The 19,564-nt window shown below is 63.5% G+C and carries 14 protein-coding genes; 5 read left to right on the top strand and 9 right to left on the bottom strand.

Going from position 1 to position 19,564, the window contains the following annotated elements; genetic code table 11:
• Nucleotides 1-163: 163 nt before the first annotated feature.
• The 4 genes from xerC to QZH52_RS35145 form a co-directional block, all read right to left on the bottom strand.
• Nucleotides 164-1,291 carry a site-specific tyrosine recombinase XerC gene (xerC, locus tag QZH52_RS35160; RefSeq protein ID WP_301815938.1) on the bottom strand — a complete coding sequence of 376 codons (1,128 nt, stop codon included), beginning with the start codon at nt 1,289-1,291 and terminating at the stop codon, nt 164-166.
• Between the two features lie 11 nt (nt 1,292-1,302).
• A complete protein-coding gene (locus QZH52_RS35155; RefSeq protein WP_301815937.1) occupies nt 1,303-2,502 on the bottom strand; it encodes a hypothetical protein in 1,200 nt (399 codons plus the stop codon).
• Nucleotides 2,503-3,360: 858 nt separating this feature from the next.
• Nucleotides 3,361-3,768 (bottom strand): hypothetical protein, encoded by a 408-nt coding sequence (locus tag QZH52_RS35150; protein ID WP_301815936.1) that lies wholly within the window; start codon nt 3,766-3,768, stop codon nt 3,361-3,363.
• A 262-nt stretch (nt 3,769-4,030) separates the two neighbouring features.
• Nucleotides 4,031-4,402, bottom strand: coding sequence for a hypothetical protein (locus QZH52_RS35145; RefSeq protein WP_301815935.1), 372 nt, complete (start codon nt 4,400-4,402; stop codon nt 4,031-4,033).
• 163 nt (nt 4,403-4,565) lie between these two features.
• On the opposite strand from QZH52_RS35145, the gene QZH52_RS35140 reads away from it, so the two are divergent.
• Nucleotides 4,566-4,955 carry a PH domain-containing protein gene (locus tag QZH52_RS35140; protein WP_301815934.1) on the top strand — a complete coding sequence of 130 codons (390 nt, stop codon included), beginning with the start codon at nt 4,566-4,568 and terminating at the stop codon, nt 4,953-4,955.
• Nucleotides 4,956-5,121: 166 nt separating this feature from the next.
• Here QZH52_RS35140 and QZH52_RS35135 read toward each other — a convergent pair whose 3' ends face one another.
• Nucleotides 5,122-6,444 (bottom strand): replication initiation protein, encoded by a 1,323-nt coding sequence (locus tag QZH52_RS35135; RefSeq protein ID WP_301815933.1) that lies wholly within the window; start codon nt 6,442-6,444, stop codon nt 5,122-5,124.
• Between the two features lie 612 nt (nt 6,445-7,056).
• On the opposite strand from QZH52_RS35135, the gene QZH52_RS35130 reads away from it, so the two are divergent.
• Both QZH52_RS35130 and QZH52_RS35125 read left to right on the top strand, forming a co-directional pair.
• Complete coding sequence (locus QZH52_RS35130; protein WP_301815924.1) at nt 7,057-8,277, top strand: AAA family ATPase; 1,221 nt, start codon at nt 7,057-7,059, stop codon at nt 8,275-8,277.
• 13 nt (nt 8,278-8,290) lie between these two features.
• Nucleotides 8,291-9,283 carry a ParB/RepB/Spo0J family partition protein gene (locus tag QZH52_RS35125; protein WP_301815923.1) on the top strand — a complete coding sequence of 331 codons (993 nt, stop codon included), beginning with the start codon at nt 8,291-8,293 and terminating at the stop codon, nt 9,281-9,283.
• A gap of 538 nt (nt 9,284-9,821) precedes the next feature.
• On the opposite strand, the gene QZH52_RS35120 is transcribed toward QZH52_RS35125, so the two are convergent.
• The 4 genes from QZH52_RS35120 to QZH52_RS35105 all read right to left on the bottom strand — a co-directional run bounded on the left by QZH52_RS35120 (nt 9,822) and on the right by QZH52_RS35105 (nt 14,963).
• Nucleotides 9,822-10,064 (bottom strand): hypothetical protein, encoded by a 243-nt coding sequence (locus QZH52_RS35120; RefSeq protein WP_301815922.1) that lies wholly within the window; start codon nt 10,062-10,064, stop codon nt 9,822-9,824.
• A gap of 1,053 nt (nt 10,065-11,117) precedes the next feature.
• Nucleotides 11,118-12,548 carry a hypothetical protein gene (locus QZH52_RS35115; RefSeq protein ID WP_301815921.1) on the bottom strand — a complete coding sequence of 477 codons (1,431 nt, stop codon included), beginning with the start codon at nt 12,546-12,548 and terminating at the stop codon, nt 11,118-11,120.
• 680 nt (nt 12,549-13,228) lie between these two features.
• Nucleotides 13,229-13,750, bottom strand: coding sequence for a hypothetical protein (locus QZH52_RS35110; protein WP_301815918.1), 522 nt, complete (start codon nt 13,748-13,750; stop codon nt 13,229-13,231).
• Nucleotides 13,751-13,841: 91 nt separating this feature from the next.
• Nucleotides 13,842-14,963 (bottom strand): ParM/StbA family protein, encoded by a 1,122-nt coding sequence (locus QZH52_RS35105; protein WP_301815917.1) that lies wholly within the window; start codon nt 14,961-14,963, stop codon nt 13,842-13,844.
• Between the two features lie 978 nt (nt 14,964-15,941).
• Between QZH52_RS35105 and iscB the strand changes: the two genes are divergently transcribed.
• A complete protein-coding gene (gene iscB, locus QZH52_RS35100) occupies nt 15,942-17,375 on the top strand; it encodes an RNA-guided endonuclease IscB (protein WP_301815916.1) in 1,434 nt (477 codons plus the stop codon).
• The gene (locus tag QZH52_RS35095; RefSeq protein WP_301815915.1) at nt 17,375-19,258 is read left to right on the top strand and encodes a hypothetical protein; all 1,884 of its coding nucleotides are present in this window, start codon (nt 17,375-17,377) and stop codon (nt 19,256-19,258) included. The genes iscB and QZH52_RS35095 overlap by 1 nt, the downstream gene beginning before the upstream one ends.
• The last annotated feature ends 306 nt before the right edge of the window (nt 19,259-19,564 follow it).

The following is a 19,564-nucleotide window of genomic DNA, read 5'->3' as shown; positions in this document are numbered from 1 at the left end:
CCGGCCGGCATCGAGCCGACCACGGGCTTGGCAGGCTCTGCGGGGTCAAGGCCTTTGGTGCGCCACGAGGCGGACCTCGCGGCCGGGTTTCCTCGATCAGCGCGCTGCGCGCCGCAAGATGGACTCGTGAACGCGTGACCGCAAGATGGACGTGTGAAGCCCTTCAGGCGTCGTCGTCCTCGGCCTCGCCCGCCAGGGCCTCCAGAAGCGCGCTGGCGGCGTCGTTCGCCTCCGGCCGAGGCTCGCCCCCGTCCGGATCGCTGTGCGCCTGCCTGGCGCGCAGCCTGACCGCAGGATGCGTCTGCGCATGCACCCGCTGCAACTGCCGGATCGCCACCTGGGTGTAGATCTGCGTGGAGCTGATGTCCGCGTGCCCGAGCATCGCCTGGATGTGGCGGATGTCGGCACCGCCCTCCAGCATCAGCGTGGCCATGGTGTGGCGCCACAGATGGCAGCCGCCGCGCTTGTCCACGCCGGCAGCAGCCACCCGGTTGGCGATCAGGGTGGACAGCCACATCGGATGAAGCGGATGCCCCTCGTTGCCCAGGAACAGCGTCCTGTCATTCTGGTTCCAGGCGAACTGCTCGCGCGCCTCGTCCAGGTACAGCTGAACCCAGTGCAGCGCCCGCTCGCCCAGCGGGATCAGACGGTCCTTCTGGCCCTTGCCGAGCCGGATCAACACCACCACCCGCTCCACGTCGAGGTCGTCGATGGCCAGGCCCGAGAGCTCCATCCTGCGCATGCCCGTGGCGTAGAGCACCTCCATCATGGCGCGGTCGCGCAGGCCGATGGGCGTTCCAATGTCCACGCTGGCCAGCACCCGCTCGGCCTCGCCGGCCGTGAGCACGGCATGCGGCAGGCGCTTGATCTGGCGCGGCAGGTCCAGGTCGGCCGCGGGGTTGGCCGGGATCTCGCCCGAGCGCGTGAGCCACTTGAAGAAGCCTCGCAGCGGGATGATCTTGCCGCGCTGGCTGGTCGCGGCCAAGGGGGCGCCGTCCTTCTTGCGGTAGTGGTACAGCCAGCGCTGGTAGCGCTCGAGCACGGCACGCGTCACCTGCTGCGGATGCGTCACGCCGCGCTCGTCGGCCCAGGCGATGAACTCCCGGATGTAGCGCTCGACGTTGTACCGGCCGATCGGGGTGTAGCCCTCCATCCCCAGGTGCTCGAGGTAGCGGTGCATCGCGGCGGTCAGGCCGCGCAGGTCGCTCGGGGCACCGGCCGAGGAGGAGAGGCTCGCGAAGCGCTGTCTCGGGCTGGGCGTGGCCGTGTAGGGGCGGGCGCCAGTGCGCATGGTTTCCCGCCTCAGGCTGCCGCTACGACAGCGGCTAAGGAAGAAGCAGACCGGCCCTCTCTATGCGTTCTGGCCGCCAGGACCGGTGCATCGGCCTGCAGCCCGCGTGGCTGATGGGTTCGAGTCCCATCGGCCACCTCCAACTCGGGGCCAACTTGGGGCCAACCCGGGGCCAACTTGACCGCATCTTGCGCAGGCTGAACCCCAACTTGCGCCGGTCGTAGGGATGGGTGCGGGTGGTTTTGATCAGGGTCGTCGAGATCGGCGTGATCGATGAGGCCGCACAGGTGGCGGTCGCTTTCATCTTCGCCGGCGCTGCCATCCCACAGCAGCTCATAGCGCAGGCTGTGGCCTCGGCTGCCGCCATGGATCAGGAGGTATTCCATGTCGGCCAGGCGCTGGCAGTGCACTTTGAGCTGGTTGTCGCTCCAGGCGGTGGCCGCGCGGATGTCGCGCCGCGTGAAGCGCACGTCCGCGAGCTGGATGCGCTCGGCCCGGGCGCGCTCCTTGACCATGACCTGCACCAGGCCGAGCAGGCGCCGCGTCTGCGGCGGCAGCTCGTCCAAGGTGCGCCCGAGCACCTCGTGCGCGAGACGGTTGGCCAGGGCGATGTCGGCTTTCGTGACCTCGATGTACGAGAGGGTCCGGCCCTGGTGCTCGACCGTCTTGACCTCCCGCTGATGCTGATGCAGCAGCGCGATGGCACGGATCAAGGTCAGGTACTTCATGTGGTCGCGCCGCGTGCGCGTCTTGTCCGAGAGGAAGGTCAACTGGTCCGCCCACGGGTTCACCACCGCCACCGACGCCAGGAGGCGCTGCGCGTTGTGGTGCACCCTCTCTACCACCTCCCGGTTGGCGCCCTCAAGCAGGCCTGCGAGGGTCTGGCGTTGCCGCTGTCGCGCATGGATGGCCGCGGTCTGCTCGCGGCTCTCGTTCACGGCGAGCACCAGGCACCGGTTCAGCAATTCCTCGTCGACGTCGATCGCGGTGGTCGTGAGCATCAGCATCACCGGGCCCTTGACCGTGTACTGCCGCGTCATCAGCGTGCCGCTGGCTTCATCCTTGGCGGTCGACGCCATGGTGAGTTCGCCCTCGGACTGCAAGAGCTTCAACGCATACGCGGCCTGCCGCACGCCCTCCTCCTCCGAGATCGCGAGGATCTTGTGCGACAGGCTGGTTTCTCCCAGGTAGTACAGGCTCTGGCCCGTCATCGCCGAGTAGCGGATATCCGTGGATACCCCCGCTTCGGTGGGTGCGGCGTAGGGCGGCCGGGACGATCCGCTCCTGCGACGTCAGCATCGGAACCGCGGCGAAGGAACCGCAAATCAACGGCCTGCTGGTGCGTCCCGTATCGATCGCTTGTCTGGCCGTTCTTGTACGAGCCGCCACGATGGGAACTGCCCTGCCCGCCTGCGTACTGCCCTCCGTGGCTTGTGGTGTGCTTGCCGCCACCATAGGCGACGCGACCGCCGCCTTTTGCATAGGCGCCAGGCAGATACGCCAACGCAGAAATGGCGATCGCCATGCCGATCCATTTTTTCATCGCAGACTTCCTTGTTCTTCTTCAGCCTCAAATCTATGCGAGGCGACTGCGGTAGTCAGTGAAGTACTTCGCGATAGCACGGACTTCGCAATGCCGATTGCGCCCGGCGGCCCGGCGCAGTCTTAGAAGAAGAAAACTTGGCTGCACCCTCGCGTCCTCGCTGCGGCTTCAGGCTATGCTGGCGCGATGGCTGTCCGATCGTTGAATTCCACGTCTGTTCTCCGGGAGGAGTACAAAGGCTGGACTCTCTATATTCGGTGGCACCATTCCTTCTGGGGCGCAGCCGAGGGCTGGATCTGCAAGCCGATTGCCCCGCAAGAGGCCGCCAGGACAGCTGTCAGCTTGGGCCGTCAGGCCACCAGCGCGGCAGCATTGGCTGCCGGCCGCAAATGGGTTGACCGGAAACTCAGTCCGCTTACCGAGAGAAGCGAGGGATCCCGGATCCGCAGGAGGAGCGAGCGGTCCGCGCGGTAGAGCGCTGGTCGGCCACGGCTACCGTCGCAGCGTCGCGAGCTCGGCAACGTTTTCAATGCGCCTCTGCCATGGCCACGCCAGCAGTGCGACTGATCGGGACGCCTTGCTCCAGAGCCACCCGCTGCGTCAGGCCGTTCAAGGCCGGCGCCGGAGTTTCCATGAAACTGAGCACCTGCCATCCATCCGTCGTTCCCAGCCCATTCCCGACAACTTGGGTCGCGGGCCAAACCAAGGGGTCGAACTGCCAGCGCGGGAGCGCCATCGTTCGTCCCAAAATTCCGATGCACTTCCCGGTGCGAACCCAGGCGACGACCGTCGCCTCTTCCACTTCCATCAACGACGCTGCCTCACCAAGGCTGATCATGTCTGCGGCGCGCAGCCGATCGCGTTGGTACCGGCGTCCTGCTCGAAGCAATGCAGCGGTCGCCTTGGTGCTCGCGTAGCGATCTTTGGCAGCCATGGGGCTCCTGGAAGTGCCGACTACCTGAAGACTACAACCGGGACGAACTCCCGAATCGGAGCTCGAACGCCCACCCCGAGAATTCTTCTTATCAATCAATCACTTACGAGCGCCGCCGTCAAAATTACGTCGTAAATTTGATGGAATTCCGGCCTAACTTTGAACGAACTTCTCACCGAACATGAGATTCCCTACGCACAGGATCCTTGGGGTCCCACTCCTAAGACAAAGAAATTCCGTGCCTCTTCGACCCACTCGAATGTCATCCTCGAGGAGTCAGCCTTGCCGCGGGCCGGTGCACGCCAGAGAAGTCGGATTGCAGGGCGACCTCGCACTCATATAGAACGCCGGCCAGGCAGAACATCAGCTGCCATCGAGCGCCAGGCGCGCGCGGCCCGCCGGTCTCGTCGTAGTAGACGATGATCCCCGCGTCGCGCAGATCCCGGAGGACGAATGAGGCGATCAGACTGCTGTCGAAGGCGTTGCCCCTGAGCGTGACGACCCGCGCGGCGTCGTCGTACTCGACCGCCTCGAGCTCCATGTCCAGAAGCGAGGAGAAGGTGTGCTTGATGATGCACGGGCCCGGCCGTAGCTGGAAGGGTGGTCCTGGAGAAGGTGTGTTGGTGGCGGTCATGGGTTCCTCTGTTGCCTCGTCACGCTTCGTACATTGGTTCGCGGCGAAATATTAAATCGAATGCAAAAATGCGGATAGAAGGCGTGAGTGCTCCACTACACTTGCCGCCCACCGCCTCGGCGGCCTTCGCGACGATCGGGAACCGGTCTCGCATATTCATGAGATGGAGCTACCTTTGGGACTGTTAGACGGAGGGCTTGGCAACGCGGCCAAGATGGACCCTGCGAAGATTCAGCGCGAGTTCAGCCAGATCCTGGCCAGCGGGGAGGTTGTCGAGCATGCCTATCAGCTGATCCGAGACTACTTCGTGTTCACTGACAAGCGCTTCGTCCTCGTCGACAAGCAAGGTCTCACGGGCAAGAAGACCGAGTACCACTCCATCCCCTACAAGAGCATCACGCACTTCAGCATCGAAACGGCGGGCACCTTCGATCTCGACGCCGAGCTCAAGATCTGGATCTCGGGAATGGCTACCCCGTTCCAGAAGCAGTTCAACAAGAAGCTCAGCATCTACGAGGTGCAAAGCGTGCTGGCCAGCTACGTGCTGAAGTAGTCGACAGGACACGCGGCGCTTGCCTCGCACCCGTCTCGCGTGGTCATCGGGCTGAGCGTGCGTCGGACGGGGCCCGACCATTGTTGCTCGGATTATTTCGACGGGGAATAATCGCCGCAACAAACACGAGCACCCGGGCAGCGACCGTCGTGGCGCGAGTGGAAGCTCAGTGCTGATCGATTGCGACGGTCGTCGGCTGATCCCAGCTCGGACCGAGCAACTGGGATGCGTAAAAATCGATCATCAGATGCCGCACGATCTGATGACGCCAGCCGCTTTGTTTGAGCCGCTTGACGATACTCGGGTGCGTGTCGGAACGGATGAGTTCTTGTTCCAGGGCCCCGACCAACTCGGCCTCTGCCTGGGCACTGAGTTTTTCAAGTTGCTCGGCGACGGTGCGCCGGCGCGCCTCCACCCAGGCGCGGCGCTGCTTGTCCTCTTTGCTGTCCTGCGGCCCGAGCGGAGGCCCAGACGATGCCAAGCCCTCGGAAGCAATTTGCTCAGGTACTGGCGCCGACAGTGGAGCCTCGACCGTCGGTTGGCCTGCATTGCCCAGGATCGTCTTGAGGAACCGGTATGGGTCTCGCAAGACGTCGGGAAACGCCACCTCTTTGCGGCGCTCCACATGCGCGAGTGCCTGGTCAACCAGTTCATCGCCGTAGGTGTCCAGCAGGCGCTCGAATTTGCGCTGATCGATGCCAAGTGCGGTGGCGCGCGCAACAAGCGCGAGGTTGACGGGCTGTGTGAGCTCGCGCACCGTATGCCGGCGCTTCTCCTTGACGGTGAACTGTAGGTCGCTCACATAGCGCCCCTGCTTGAACTCCAGAAGGTCGACTTCAATGTCCGTGACAGCGTTGATCTCGGCGATCGCCGGTCGGAGTGTGTCGCGCTTGAAGAAGCGGAAATCCATTTGTTGAAGGTCCGCGTCTGGTCGGCCCAATAGCACGGGCGCCCACCACCTCCAGGGCCTGCGCGCCGTTTGGCCCACCGCCTTGTAACGGTAGCAGGCTTCGTAGAGCGCCAATCCCCCGATCGTGCGGAGCTCAGAGAGCATCTTCAAATTTAGCCTGGCGAAGATGTTCGGATTCAGCAACTCGGAGCGGACGTTCGGAGCGTAGCTCCATTCCACCCACGTCTGGCCGCGAACGTTCTCCAAGGCGGCATGCGCCAACATGCTGCAACCGTCCCAGCGTTCGCCCTCCCCCGCCGTTGGTGACTGCCACTCAACGGTCGTCGCCATCAACGAACGCAAATGCCCTTTGATGACGGCCAGGTTCCGAGAATTGAAATCGATGCCCGCCACGACGTCGGAGAGCGTTGCCCGATACACCTCCTGGCCGTCAACAGCCTGATCCTGCGCCAGTTGTAGCAAGACGTTCCAGGTTTTGCGCCCCAACACAGTGACCTTGCCCGAGGTCGGCACGAGCGAAAGCGTTTCGACCGGTTTTCGGACGATTGAAGGCAGCTGAGAGCGCGGCTCGACGGACATGAAAGAGACTTTACAGCATGAAGCCGTCATGTGAACTCATGATCACAGTGGTGCTTCAGCCTCTGTTCTTCGCTCGTCTGACCAAATCTTCTCACGTGAAGTGGGACGCTCCTGACCAAAAAAGCTCACACGACGCTGAGCCGTCATGACCAAAAACGCTCACGTGACTGGCGAGCCGGGTGACCAAAGAAGCTCACATCACTGGGGAAATCGGCCCTGGATCCCCCCGGCGACTCATTTATACCCTTCGTGTCGGGCAAAACGGGCCGTAGGCCGGCAAAGTGCGACGTTTGGCCCTCCAGCTATGTCCCGGAGTGGATATGGTCAGCCCAACGGGGCTCCGCTTCTCGCACATATCCACGCCACTTGGGCCCAACGGATCTCACATGAGCGACCAACGCGGCTCCGAGATCGGCTCTAAGTCTTTGTCGCGCCTAGAGTTTTTCGACCCAAAGGTATAAAGGAATACGAAGGGTTAAAGAAATACCAGGGGCTTGTGGAGGAGATTTGGTCAGAAGACCAAAGACATCGGACGAGTTTCGTTTAGTTCGACGTGTGTTGTACGATGGCGCACCCTTGCGCGACGAGCGCGTTACCTGGAGAAGAGACCAAATGGAACTAGCCGCGCAGTTTGCCGTTCCCCCCGTCGTCACGTTGGACGATATAGCAACTCAGGCGGAGGTGGCGACAGGCATGATGTCCAGCATCCGCTCGAGCATGCTTGCTCCGCGAACAGCCAAGCAAGAGCCCACCTTCAGTGCCGAGGACCTCGCCGTGATGTGCGGGCAAACCGGTGGCCGGGGTTGGGTCAACCATCAGATGACCATTCGGTCCGACTTGCCCACCGGGCAGCTCAGTGAGTCAGGTCGAAAGCGTCATTTCGGCCTGACCGATGCGCGCGTCTGGGTTCGCGAGTTCCGTAAGGGTTTGCTGCGACCTGCCGGGGCCGAGGCGGTCACGATCACCATCGCTAACTTCAAGGGCGGGACGACCAAGACCACAACTGCCATGACCCTGGCTCAAGGACTCTCGGTTCTCGGGCATAAGGTGCTGGTCATAGACACTGACCCGCAGGCATCGCTCACCACCCTATTTGGCATCCTGCCCGATGTTGAGGTGCAAGACTCAGAGACGATGATGGCGCTGGTAGATGGCTCGCAGAAAAGCGTTCGGCCGTTGATCAGAAAGACCTATTGGGACGGCTTGGACCTGGTGCCCGCCTCCACTTCGCTTTTCGCCGCGGAATTCATGCTGCCCTCCATGCAGAGCAAGAACCCAAAGTTTGAGTTCTGGTCGGTGCTGGATCTTGGGATTGATGACGTCCGGGCCGACTACGACGTCATCGTTATCGATAGCCCCCCTGCCCTCTCCTACGTCACGATCAATTCGTTGTTCGCTGCGAACGGCATCATCATCCCGCTGCCGCCGGACACGCTTGACTTTGCATCGTCGGCTCAGTTCTGGGACCTGTTCAGCAGTCTGACGACCGACTTGTTGAAAGAGCGTGGCTCGACCAAAACATTCGACTTCATTGACGTCCTCCTGTCGCGGGTCTCCAAGTCGATGACGACTGACGTGGTCCGGCAATGGATCAGTGCGACCTATAAGGAGAAGGTGCTGCCGCTGGAGATTCCTCGGACGGCGACCACTTCTCTCAAGTCGGCCGAGTTCGGCACGGTCTATGACGCGGACCCAGAGGACAGCAAGGACCGCACATACAAGCGGGCGCGCGAGGCCTATGACCAGTTCGTCGAGCACATCGAGCGACAAGTCATGCACGCCTGGGTGCGTCAGCTGGCGGCGGCGCCCGCGGCCCAACTCGCGAGCGTTTGACAGGAGAAAAGGCATGTCCAGAAAAGACTTTCTCAAGCGCGCTCTCCAAGTCTCCCCGGTCGGCGTCACGCCAGGCCCGGCCCCGGACGACCATGTGCCGGCGCCACCAGCGGCGAAGGTTTCCCAGCCTGCGCCTAGCAGCATGCTCAACTTCATGCGTGAGCAATCCGATGTCCACAAGGATCTAGAGGACGCCAAAACGCGCTTGGCCGAGTTCGATGGCGCAATGGTGGCCAAGCCGGTTGACCCGAAGTTGATCTCGGCCAGCTCGTATGCGAACCGCGTCGAGCAGTCCTACCTGTCGTCCGACTTCCATGCCCTCAAGGGTGAGATCGCGTCGGCCGGCGGGAACGTTCAACCCATCCTGCTTCGTCGCTCAGGGGAGCGACTCGAGATCGTGTACGGGCATCGCCGGCACCGCGCATGCCTGGAGTTGGGACTTCCCGTCCTGGCCGTCATTACTGACAGCATGAGCGATCAGGAACTCTTTGTTCAGATGGAACGGGAAAACCGGGGGAGGGCTGATCTATCAATGTGGGAACAAGGGTTGCACTACACCCGAGCTCTCGATGCAGCCCTGTTCCCGAGCCTTCGCCAACTCGCGCTAGACCTCGGATTGAACGTCGCCACGGTCTCGCGTGCGATCTCGGTCGCGAAGCTGCCCAAGGAGGTCGTTGCCGCGTTCAAGTCGCCACTGGATCTTCAGTACCGGTGGGCGAATCCGCTGCGCGATGCTCTTCAGCGTGATCCCGAAGGGGTGCTCACCCGCGCGAGGGAGATAGCGGGACTTGCAAAGCGTCCCGCGTCGGCGGAGGTCTTCCGGCGGTTGACAGAGGTTGCACGGCGGCCCGGCAAGCGCGGACGGGAGTGGACCGACGGAGAGGGAAAGAGCGCCGCGAAGCTCGAGATCAATGCGAAGGGCGAAGTCCGACTGGCCATCTACACACAACTGGATGATGCGGCGCTTCAGAAGTTGAACGAAGCCATCGACGGGATCCTTGGCTGAGTGATCTAGAGGGTCGGTCGAAAGACCCTCGCGAGCTTGGGGAAGTGTGGCGCAGCGCAACACCCCCAAAAACATTGCCCAGGTGCACCGTCCTGTTGACTTGGACCTGCGCATCGGACTGTTGCGCAGCGCAACACCCCAAAAAACATCGCTCAGGCGCGACGGCCGTTGACCACAGCCGGACCCACGCATCGCGCTGTTGCGCGGCGCAACACCCAAAAAAACAGCAGCCGTCTCGATAGTTGGCGCCACGCCGTGACAGAAGGGCCGATGCTGTCTGGGATGGCCCCACCTGCCACTTCCTGCCGAGTGACTCGCTCCGCGACCATCGACTTGACGACACGAATGATCGCGCCTGGGCCTCTACGAGCGGATCCCGCGCGCTGCCGGCGCGGCTGCCGGATCCGGACGGGTGAGGAACGGTTCCGCACCAATTTTTTTCCGAGCAGGGGCAGGTCGCCGGTCGCTTCCGACGAGGCGACCACCCCCGTGGATCGATCCGGGTCCGACGGCGCGCCGCGCGCCCGGCCCAGTTGCGTTACCTCTTGCCCAGAGACTCGAGGATCTCCGCGAGCATCGACTTGACGACGCCCATGTCCCGATCGCGCCTGGCCTCGACGAGCGGATCCGGTCCGCTGCCGGCCCGCGCGCCCGTTGCGCTCATTGCCTCTTGGGTTCTGGCCACCGCGTCGTCGAGCCTCGTGATGAGGTTGTTCCTCAGGGCCGTGAACTGCACGAGCTCGCGCTTCACTTCGACCAGCTCCCTGTGCATCGCGGTCATCTTCCGTTCCAGATCCTGGAGGGTCGGGGCGGCCTCGGCCGGCTCGGCGGACCTGGTAGCGGGGGCAGCTTGCTCGACAGGGGACGGAGGCGGAGGGGAGGGCGATTGCCCAGCCGGGGCGATCGGGGTGAGGCGCGACTGGAGGCCTTCCGCCAACCTGGCGACCGCCAAGTCCAGTAGCGCGTGGGACCCGGTGTCCGCCAAGTGTGGCCAGAGCTCATAGACCCGCGTGATAGCTGCGCGGGTGTTCAGCCGCAGGCCGGGTCGACCGGCGCGCTTTCCTCGCTGGAGCAGGGCTTCACGCGTAAACGCCCGCGGTTCTGGTGGAAGGTCCCCGGCGGGGGCTTGGTCGGCAGCGACGCACGCGTCGAACTCTCCCGCCGCACTCCATTTCTTGAGGGACGACTCAGTCGGGGCCTGATGCCCATGCACCATCGTCAGGAGTCGGGCAAGCTCGGCCAGCGAACAAAAAGGCGGCCATCCCTCGCCCGACTCCAAGGCGAGCAACGCGAGAGGAGTTTGCCCCGGCGACGTGGTCCAGAGGGGCGTTTGCGGGTGGGTTGGAGCGCTCACGACGTGCCAGGCCTAGATTGGTTATTAGTAACTGAATTATGAACTGTTCGTGTCGTCACGGCAAGTTCGGCTGTCTTTTTCGTGAAACATTCCGCTCTCGGCGGAAGAGAAAACGAGGTAACTTGTTGTCGGGGAACAAGAAAAACTGTGTCTAGAGATTTCCGTGAAACCGTCATCCGGCGCGCGCCCCTCGGCTCCCGTTTCATAACTTCCTAGTTCATTCCATACATCCCTACACAGGAATAGATCGGGTGCGCCGACCGTTCGTCCACGGTACGGTGACCAGCGGTGGTCGGTAGTCGATGGTGGGTGCGTGACCGAAGAAAAAACGCCCCTGCCGAGCTGGCAAGGGCGAAAGAAGGTCGGTGGTCGACCTTGGAGAAGCAATCTTGCTTAGGGTCGCCTCGAGGCGACCGGGTTCCCTGGGGGCGCCCATGCCGGTGCAGGCCCCGGACCAGGGCGCCTCGAGCCCCGCGAGGATCATCCGGCTGCCGGCGAGTCGCCAGTGGGCGCTGCGGGGGCTCCGCCCAACCCGCCGGCATCCGCCTGACCCACGTGATCTGCTGAACGGTCGGCTGCCTGGTCGCGTTGGTTCTGCGTATCGGCCAGGCCAGGCGCGAAACGACCAGCGCCTCGGTACGCCCGGTCGGGACCCGCGTAGTTCGCCTTGATCGTGCGCTTGCGCTTCATGTAGTGACCCATGACCGCGGCTGCCGCTTCGGCGCCGAGGGTTGCCTGCATGTTGGCCGCGGCAGTCGACCTGGTGTCGTAGAGCGAGTACAGCCTCTTGTCGGGGAAGGCCTCCAGACAGGCGGTGCGTAGGGCGGTCCTGCACCCGTCGTAGTAGCGCTTGAACGTTGGGGGGCCATACCTGCCAGGCTCGCTGGTCAGGTACTGTTGCAGGTTCGTGAGATGGGCGTCAACGGCCCCGATCCAGCGCACGGGCACCTCGATGTCGCGCCAAGCGAGCCCGGCGTTGTGCAGCTCCCAGGCGCGCAGCCGACGGAGCGTGTCGATGGCCTCGGCATTGCTCGAATCGGTCCCGGCCTCGGCCTCATCGAAAAAGGCCAGATTCCGGGCCAGCAATTCGGAGTGGCGTTTGGCGGCCGCGACCACGATCGAGATGTTCTCGAGGTCGGCCTCGGCCATGGACGCCAGGTCGGCGTCCGCGCGGTTGAGGAGCCGCTCGGGAATGTGCTGCCACCGGAAGGGGGCCCGCTTCCTGAGCTTCGCGTTGGGTAGCCGCAGGATCCGGCGATCGCGGTCGAACCAGTACGCGGACTCCCACTCACCGGGGCGAGCGCCTGTCGCGATGCCCGCATTCAGCCAAGACGTGGTCTTCGTGGCCCATGCCTGCTTGGTTATGCGAGCGCCAAGGAGCGCGTTCAAGACCGGACCGAGATCCTCTTGGGGAATCGTGCGGGCCGATACGCGGCTGTTGCGCGTGACTTCCTGGGCCGGACCGCCGTGGGGGTTGAAATTCCGAACCAGCGCCAACCCGTGCTCGCGGACTGCCGGCGGGAAGTCGAAGTCGGGTTGCTTCAAGGCCCATGCTATCGCGGACGCGTAGGTGTTCTTGGTCCCCACTGTGATCGTCGTGTCGTCATGCAGCTGCGCGAGGAGGTCGTCGATCGTCACGAAGTGCGGATCCAGATTGAGTGTCGCGGCGGCTCGCTCGACCATCATGTAGTAGTTGCGCATGTACGCCCTGGCGGTCTCGGGCGCGACGGGCTGGACGGCCTGCTCGAACCAGTTGCTCAGGCTTTCGACGGGCCGGGAATCCTCATTCGCAAGGTCGCCGTTCGCGGTCGCATCTGTGTTCGCGGAAGCGTCGAGTGCGCCGGAAAGATCGGTTTCACGGAGATCACTGTTCGGCTCGAAGTCAGGGTTCAGGTCTGGATTGCTGCTCATGTGGGGGTCTCGGTCCCGGCGCCAGGTGGGAGGAACTGGGCTTGGTGGGTCTGGGTTTCTGGAGGGGTCTGCGGAGCTGGGGGGATCTGGACCGTTTGGCTCGGGGCTCTCATCGGGGTCGGTTCCTGAGCTGCCCTGCTCGCGTGGATTCAAGGTTCCAACAAGGGCGTTTTCACCCGGTTTCCCCCAAATGGCTGATAAGTGTGAGAAGTTCTGTTAACAAGTTCGGGAAACCGACCGAAAGCGGCTCGAAATTGGGGCGGCGCCCAACTGCGAGGAAAGTACTTTTCACGCAGTTAACTGGCGAATGGCGGTGAGAACCGCTCGGAATCAGGTCCGCGCCCAACTGCGTGAAAAGCGTCTTCCTCACAGTTAATGGGCGAGCGCCGTGCAGAACAAGGAAAACCGCGAGGGCGCCAGACCCTTCCAGGCAACTGTGAGAAAGGGGCTTTTCACGCAGTTGCCCGCATGGGCTTCGAAGCCGGCAGGTAAGGCCTAACTGTGAGGAAAGCGGCTTCCTCACAGTTAGGGGCGCGCGCATTTCCATCCCAAAGTGCCGCACGACTGTGAGAAAAGCGCTTTCCTCACAGTTGGGTTGCCTGAAAGGCAAACATTTGCGCCGGCAGCTGACACCGAACTGCGTGAAAAGTCGTTTCCTCACGGTTGTATGCGAGCCTGCGTCAGTCGAGCGACTCGCCGTCCAGCATCCGAACGGCTCTGGCGCCGCCAAGCCGCGGAGGAGGGCGGTCGTCGTCGGCAGGCGCAATGTTCGCGGCCACTGGAGCGGTGACTGCAGCGATCTGAGGAGCTGGGACTGGGGCGGGAGCAGGCGCCGGCGGCGCGGCCTCGGCGGGAGCAGAAGCTGGAGCGGCCGAAACGGCGCGATCGGTTCCTGACTCGGGTGGCGATTCGGGGAGCGCTGGGGGCGCGGCAGCGGGCAGCCCGGTCGGGCGCGCCATCGTCACGGCGGATGCGCTCAACTCGTCTGCGAGTCCGCTGGAAACCCGGGTCGAGAGGCCGTCCTGGCGGCGCATCCGCTCCTCCATGACGATCAACCCCATCTCCATGAGTTGGCGTGCGAACATGTTTCGCTTGCGCATGCCAGGCGCCGCTTCCAGGCCCGCGAAGGCACGAAAAAGCATGGGACTTTCGTCCCGGTGGAACCGGATGCGGAAGTCCAGGGTATCGTCGTTCTGGCTCATTTGCGGGCGCCTTCCAGCCTGGCCTTGGCCGAGCCCTCGGCATTGGAGAGCCCCACGCGCAGATCGATGCGGCGAGTCATAACCACCCTCCTCAGACCGCGTCGGCGTCAGCGCGAGCCTCGGCCTGGGCAATCCCTTCGCCGATCAGCTGCAGGCCCTCGACGTTGCTGAAAACCGAGTGCTTGGGCACGTAGATCGGCATGTCGGGCATGCGCTCGGCGATCTCTTCGGCGTAGTGCGAGGGGTGGCCGCCGACCATCACGACCATGTCGATGATGTCCCACGCGCCCTTGATCCCGTTCATCATGATGCTCACCGGATCTCGCACGGCGCGGCGCGCGGCGGCCAGGATCTCCGGATCCCTCATGTCGATGGCGCGGCCGTCGAGCTTGAAAACGGCACCAGTGCGCAGCGAGTTGTTGAGGCGATTCAGGTTCGTCGGCGCGATCGCCCGGCCGAGTTTCGCCTCCAGGTGTTCCTTCACCGAGGTCATGACGCGATGGCGTCCAGCGTCGCCGGCGGCGCCCGAGACGTCCGTGTTCGGCTTGCCACGGTTCACGAGCAGCCAGTCCAGGGTGTATTCGCCCGGATCGACCGTGACGACCGTCATGGTGTCGACCAGCTGGTTCCAGTCGGCCAGCGGCTTCAGGCCCGACTGCGGGCAGCGCGCGATCGTCGCATTGATGCCGTCGATCTGGCGATCCAGGCTGTAGAAGCCGCCCATCGGCTGCGGGCGAACGACGACCTTGTCGATCACCACGCTGCGCTCACCGTCCAGGCTGACCTTGCCGATGTAGGCCTTCTTCAGGGCGGCCGGCTTGCCCGGATCGCGGAAGTGGCTGACGGGGAGCCCCAGGACGAGCACGTCGATGTGGTCCTCTTCCATATAGGCGAGGGCGCCGCGCATCAGAGCGTGGTACGGCGCGCTTTCGTAGTACTTGTCGTCCAGGTGGCGGCCAAAGTCGGAGCTGGAGGCTGCCCGGCTCATGACGTCAGGGCCGACGACGAACGATTCGCCGTTGTAAGACACGACCTTGACGTTCTCGCTGCGGCGCTCCTCGAGCTCGTAGCGGCGGCGATCGACGCCGAAGGCGACCGAGGGGAACAGGTCGTACTCGACGGCCCCAGTGCCGGCGTTGCGCCGTGTGAACTTGGTCAGGCCGTAGCCGAGGTCGATGGCAGCCACGATGGGCGCGCCGGATGCAATGCTCATGAAGAATCCTGATTGTTCGCGGAAATACTCCGTCACAGATAAGAATCGCACATGAATCATCGTTCCGTCAAGGCAGCGTGACCGGTCAGGTAGATCGTTGCAGCAGGCCTGAGCGAACGTTGTCTCAGAGTTAGGCCAGCACAAGGCTGGTCTAGCACCGGCTCAGAACTGGTCTAGCGCTCGACCAGCGCACCAGGCGGCCGTGGGCCGGATGAAGCGAGTCCGAGGGGGACCGGACAGACTTCAACCAGAACTGGTCGAACTATCGACCAGAGCGCCGGGCCGCCGTGATTCGGACGAGGCGAGCCCGCGGTGACGGGACAGACTTCAACCAGGACTGGTCGAGCGACCGACCAGGGCGCCGGGCCGCCGTTTGCCGGATGAGGCGAGTCCCATGGTGGCCGGACAGACTTCAACCAGAACTGGTCTAGCACCCGACCGGGCGGCGCAGGGAGCGGCTGGTTGAGCGCTGCGCCAGACTTCGACCAGCGAACGCGCTCGATCAACTCCGAGGGGGACGCCGAACCCTGAGTCCCGGCGCCGCAAAAAAACTTCCGTCGACGTTGCAAAAGCTGCAACCTATACTCGGTCGAAATAATTGTCCGCAGCAATAGGCACTCACGAGTCAACAATCCCGCCCTGAAGGACGGGGCTGGTGAGGAGAAGTCCGAGCAAGCCCGGTGTTGACCAGACCAAGCGGTAACCAGCCCGCTACGTTGAGCAGAAGTTAAGAGACCCACCCTGGAATGCTTCCTCAGTTCCAGGCTCTGGAAGTTGCAGATGCAGACAAGCTTCGGGTGAGCACGAAACGGTCTGCGACGGGAAGCCTAAAAAAGCTTCCATGCTGCTGCTCAACATGGTCGAGGGGAGCGGTGCCAGAAGGTCGTGAGACCTGCTGGCGCCCGTCACCAGGCCCGTAAGGGCCGACTGCTGGAAAGACAGCCTGCCTGCGCAGTTCGCAGTGATTCTGGAGTTCTTGTGTCCGTCTACGTTCTGGATCGCATAGGCAAACCGTTAATGCCGTGCAGCGAGAAGCGCGCCCGCAAGTTGCTGGAAGCTGGTCGCGCGCGTGTGCACCGGGTGCAGCCGTTCGTCATCCGGCTTGTGGATCGCGCGCAAGAGGATTGCACCCTACAGCCCCTACGCCTGAAGCTCGATCCGGGCAGCAAGACGACGGGTGTAGCAGTGGCACGAGACATCGAGGCGATCGACCCATCCACTGGCGAGGTTCGTCGTGGCACAGCCGTGGTGAACCTGATGGAGATCATCCATCGCGGCCGGCAGATCTCCGAGGCGCTCTCGGCCCGCCGTCAGATGCGCCGTCGCCGGCGCGGAAATCTCAGGTACCGTGCACGACGGTTCCTCAACCGCGGGAACAAGAAGAAGAGGTGGTTGGCACCCTCGCTCCAGCATCGTGTGGACACGACCATGGCTTGGGTCAAGCGCTTGCAGCGCTGGGCGCCGATCGCCTCCATCAGCTCGGAACTTGTGCGCTTTGACATGCAGGCCCTGCAGAATCCCGAGATCAATGGCATCCAGTATCAGCAAGGCACGCTGTTCGGCTACGAGCTGCGTGAGTACCTATTGGAGAAATGGGATCGCGCGTGTGCCTACTGCGGCAAAAAAGATGTGCCGCTGCAGATCGAACACATCGTTGCCAAAGCGCGCGGCGGCACCGACCGGGCCTCGAACCTGACCCTGGCGTGCGAGTGCTGCAACCAGAAGAAGGGCGCACAGTGCGTCGACGAATTCCTCGCAAAAGACCCCGGACGCCTGGCGCGTATCCTGGCCCAGGCCAAACGTCCGCTCAAGGATGCGGCGGCCGTCAATGCGACACGCTGGGCGCTAGCAGAAGCACTGAAGGCGAGAGGCTTGCCCGTGGAACTGTCTTCCGGCGGTCGCACCAAGTTCAATCGAGCCACGCTTGGTATCCCAAAAACTCACGCACTGGACGCAGCCTGCGTTGGCCAAGTCCACTCCATCGCTAGCTGGTCAATGCCAGCCATCGAGGTCAAGTGCGCGGGCCGCGGGAGCTATCAGCGCACCCGGCTGGACAAGTTTGGCTTCCCGCGCGGTTTCCTGATGCGCAGCAAGCGAGTCCACGGCTTCGGCACAGGCGACATGGTGCGCGCCGAAGTTCCCAAGGGCATCAAAGCTGGCGTTCACGTTGGTCGCGTCGCCATCCGGGCGAGCGGCAGCTTCAATATTCAGACGAGGCGGGAAGGCGTTTCCGCTGTTGTCCAGGGCATCGGCCACAAGTACTGCCACCTCGTTCAGAGGAGCGATGGCTATGGCTATTTTCTCAACCGTGCCAACCACAGAGGACGTGAGCAGGTAAGGCACAAGGCAGCAGATGCTTCGCATCTGTCGCTCACCGCCCGCCCTGAGGGACGGGCTTCCCGCGCATACTGATGATCAATTCCAAAGGCGACCGCTACTGCTACCTGAATGCGCGCCACACGCTCGAGACCGTCGGAGCGACGGGAGATGCGGGCTTCTTCTCGAAGCTGCACAACCTGCTGATCAACGGCAACCAGGGCAAGGCGCCGCCAAAGCAATGGGCGTCCATGATCCGAGCGCTCCAGACCAAGGGCGTGAGGCGCTCCGAGTTGGAGGACAGCAAGATCCTGGAGAGCCTGGAAGCGTCGGCCGACAAGTCCCTGACCAAAGAGCAGGTGGCCGGCCTGGTGCTGTCCGGCCTGCCTACGGTCAAGGAACTGGAGCTCGCGTCGCCGCGGTACGCCTCGTGGCGCCATGCGGGCGGCAACTACAAGGAACTGCTGTACGTGCTCAACTCGCAGCGCGACAACGTCCAGGACGAGCTGAGCGAGCTTGAGTTCCGGATCGAGGCGATGCAGTACGACGCGGCCGATCTCGCGTTCAGTCTCGAGACCCTGATGGACGACCCGGACCTGCCCGGAAAGATGCAAGCCCAAATGAAGGCGCTTCGAGATCTGCTCCCGAAGGCCTGGGACTATGCGACCCCGCACTTCCATGACGCCCTCGATGGCAGCGTCGACAAGAACATCATGGCGCACGCACGGATCACCGAGCGTGGCGAGCTCTTCTTCGTCGAGGAGATCCAGAGCGACTGGGCGCAGGCCGGCGGGAAGGCCAGCCGTGCCGGAGCTCGGGAAGCCGTCATCCGTCTGCTCATGGGCCGCATGGGCGAGGGCGCCAACTTCTCAGACCGAAATCTGCTGGAGAGCGCCATCCGCGCGAAGGCCTCGGTCGAGCTGCGCGGGGTTAAGTACGACCCCAAGGATCCGGAGATGATCGCCGCGGCGGAAGAGGGCCGGAAGGCCGGCTGGTCCGGGCGAACGCCCGCAGCCCCGTTCGTCACCAACACCGAGGAGTGGTCGGGCCTGATCCTGCGCCGCCTCATGCAACGAGCTGCCGCGATCCCCACGGTGAACCAGTTCGCCTGGATCACGCAGTCGATGCGAAACGGCGGCCGCGCCGGCGGCGGTGCCAGCCTGGACGACTTCTACAAGAACATCCTGCCCAAGCTGGCCGACAAGCTGCTCAAACCCCTCGGCGCCCAGGTCACCATGGGCCAGGTGTACCTGAACGGCACCATGCACGACGTTCCCCAGTTCGAAATGACCCCAGCCATCAAGGAAGCCCTGCGAGGACCTATGCCGCTCTACAGTATGTCGCCCGTCTGGAAAGGTGCCCGCAATGGCGAGGCCGAAGTGAATCGCGTCCTCGCCGAGTGTGAGCTGATGATGGGCACCGCCCGGCACGTGAAACTGCTGGACGCCCTGTACGACATCGCCACGCACCGCCAGGTCGCCGGCAAGTACATCAACAACGGCATCCTGCTGAATCTGCACGCCCAGAACCTGGACCGTGCCGCCCGGCACGAGGCCTGGCACTTCGCCGCCGAGAACATGCTGACGGTCGAGGAGCGGGTGACGATGCAGCGCGAGTTCGCGGCCCACAAGCCGCTCGCGCGCCGCACCCAGCAGACCTTGATCGAACTCGGTGAGCTCGAGGCCGCGCGTCAGTGCTCCCACCCCGAGGAGTGCGCGGCGCATGCCTTCGCCCTGTGGACCAGCGGCGAGATGGACATCACCGAGCCGGCGCCGAAGGGCCTGTTCCAGGAGGTGTGGGCCGTTCTCAAGGACTGCGGCCGCTGGCTGGCCGAGCGTGTCTCGGGCGAGAAGGCCGTGACGACCGAGTCCATGTTCGAGGCCCTGCGCACCGGCGAACTGGCCAAGATGCGAGAGTCTCGCGTGCGCGGGCCGCAGGAAGTCGACATCGAGCACCGAGCGCCGCGTATGGTGGCGTGACAGGAATGCGCAGCAGGTTCGAGGGCGAAAGCCTCGACGGTTGGAACCGGGACCTGCGTTGTCGAAATCCGCTACGTTCTCTCGTCCGATGGCTCGGACTTTTGGAACGCCATTGGCGCCCAGAATCCTTCGTCGGGCCACCCCGCGGTCGGGCCGAGTTCCCCGGCGGCGCGTCTGCCCTCGCGAAAGTCATTTAGAACTTATCCGTAAATAGGTAAACTATCGATCCGAGCCGCATTGGGCGCGGCGATGGATCGAGATCTTGGCGAAACGTGTTGAGTCGTGGGTGGTGACCGATGAGTTCTG

Source organism: Variovorax ginsengisoli (genome assembly GCF_030486595.1).
Taxonomy (GTDB): Bacteria; Pseudomonadota; Gammaproteobacteria; order Burkholderiales; family Burkholderiaceae_C; genus Variovorax; species Variovorax ginsengisoli_B.
The sequence above is the reverse complement of the archived record's forward strand: the minus strand, read 5'-3'. Positions and strand labels throughout refer to the sequence as shown.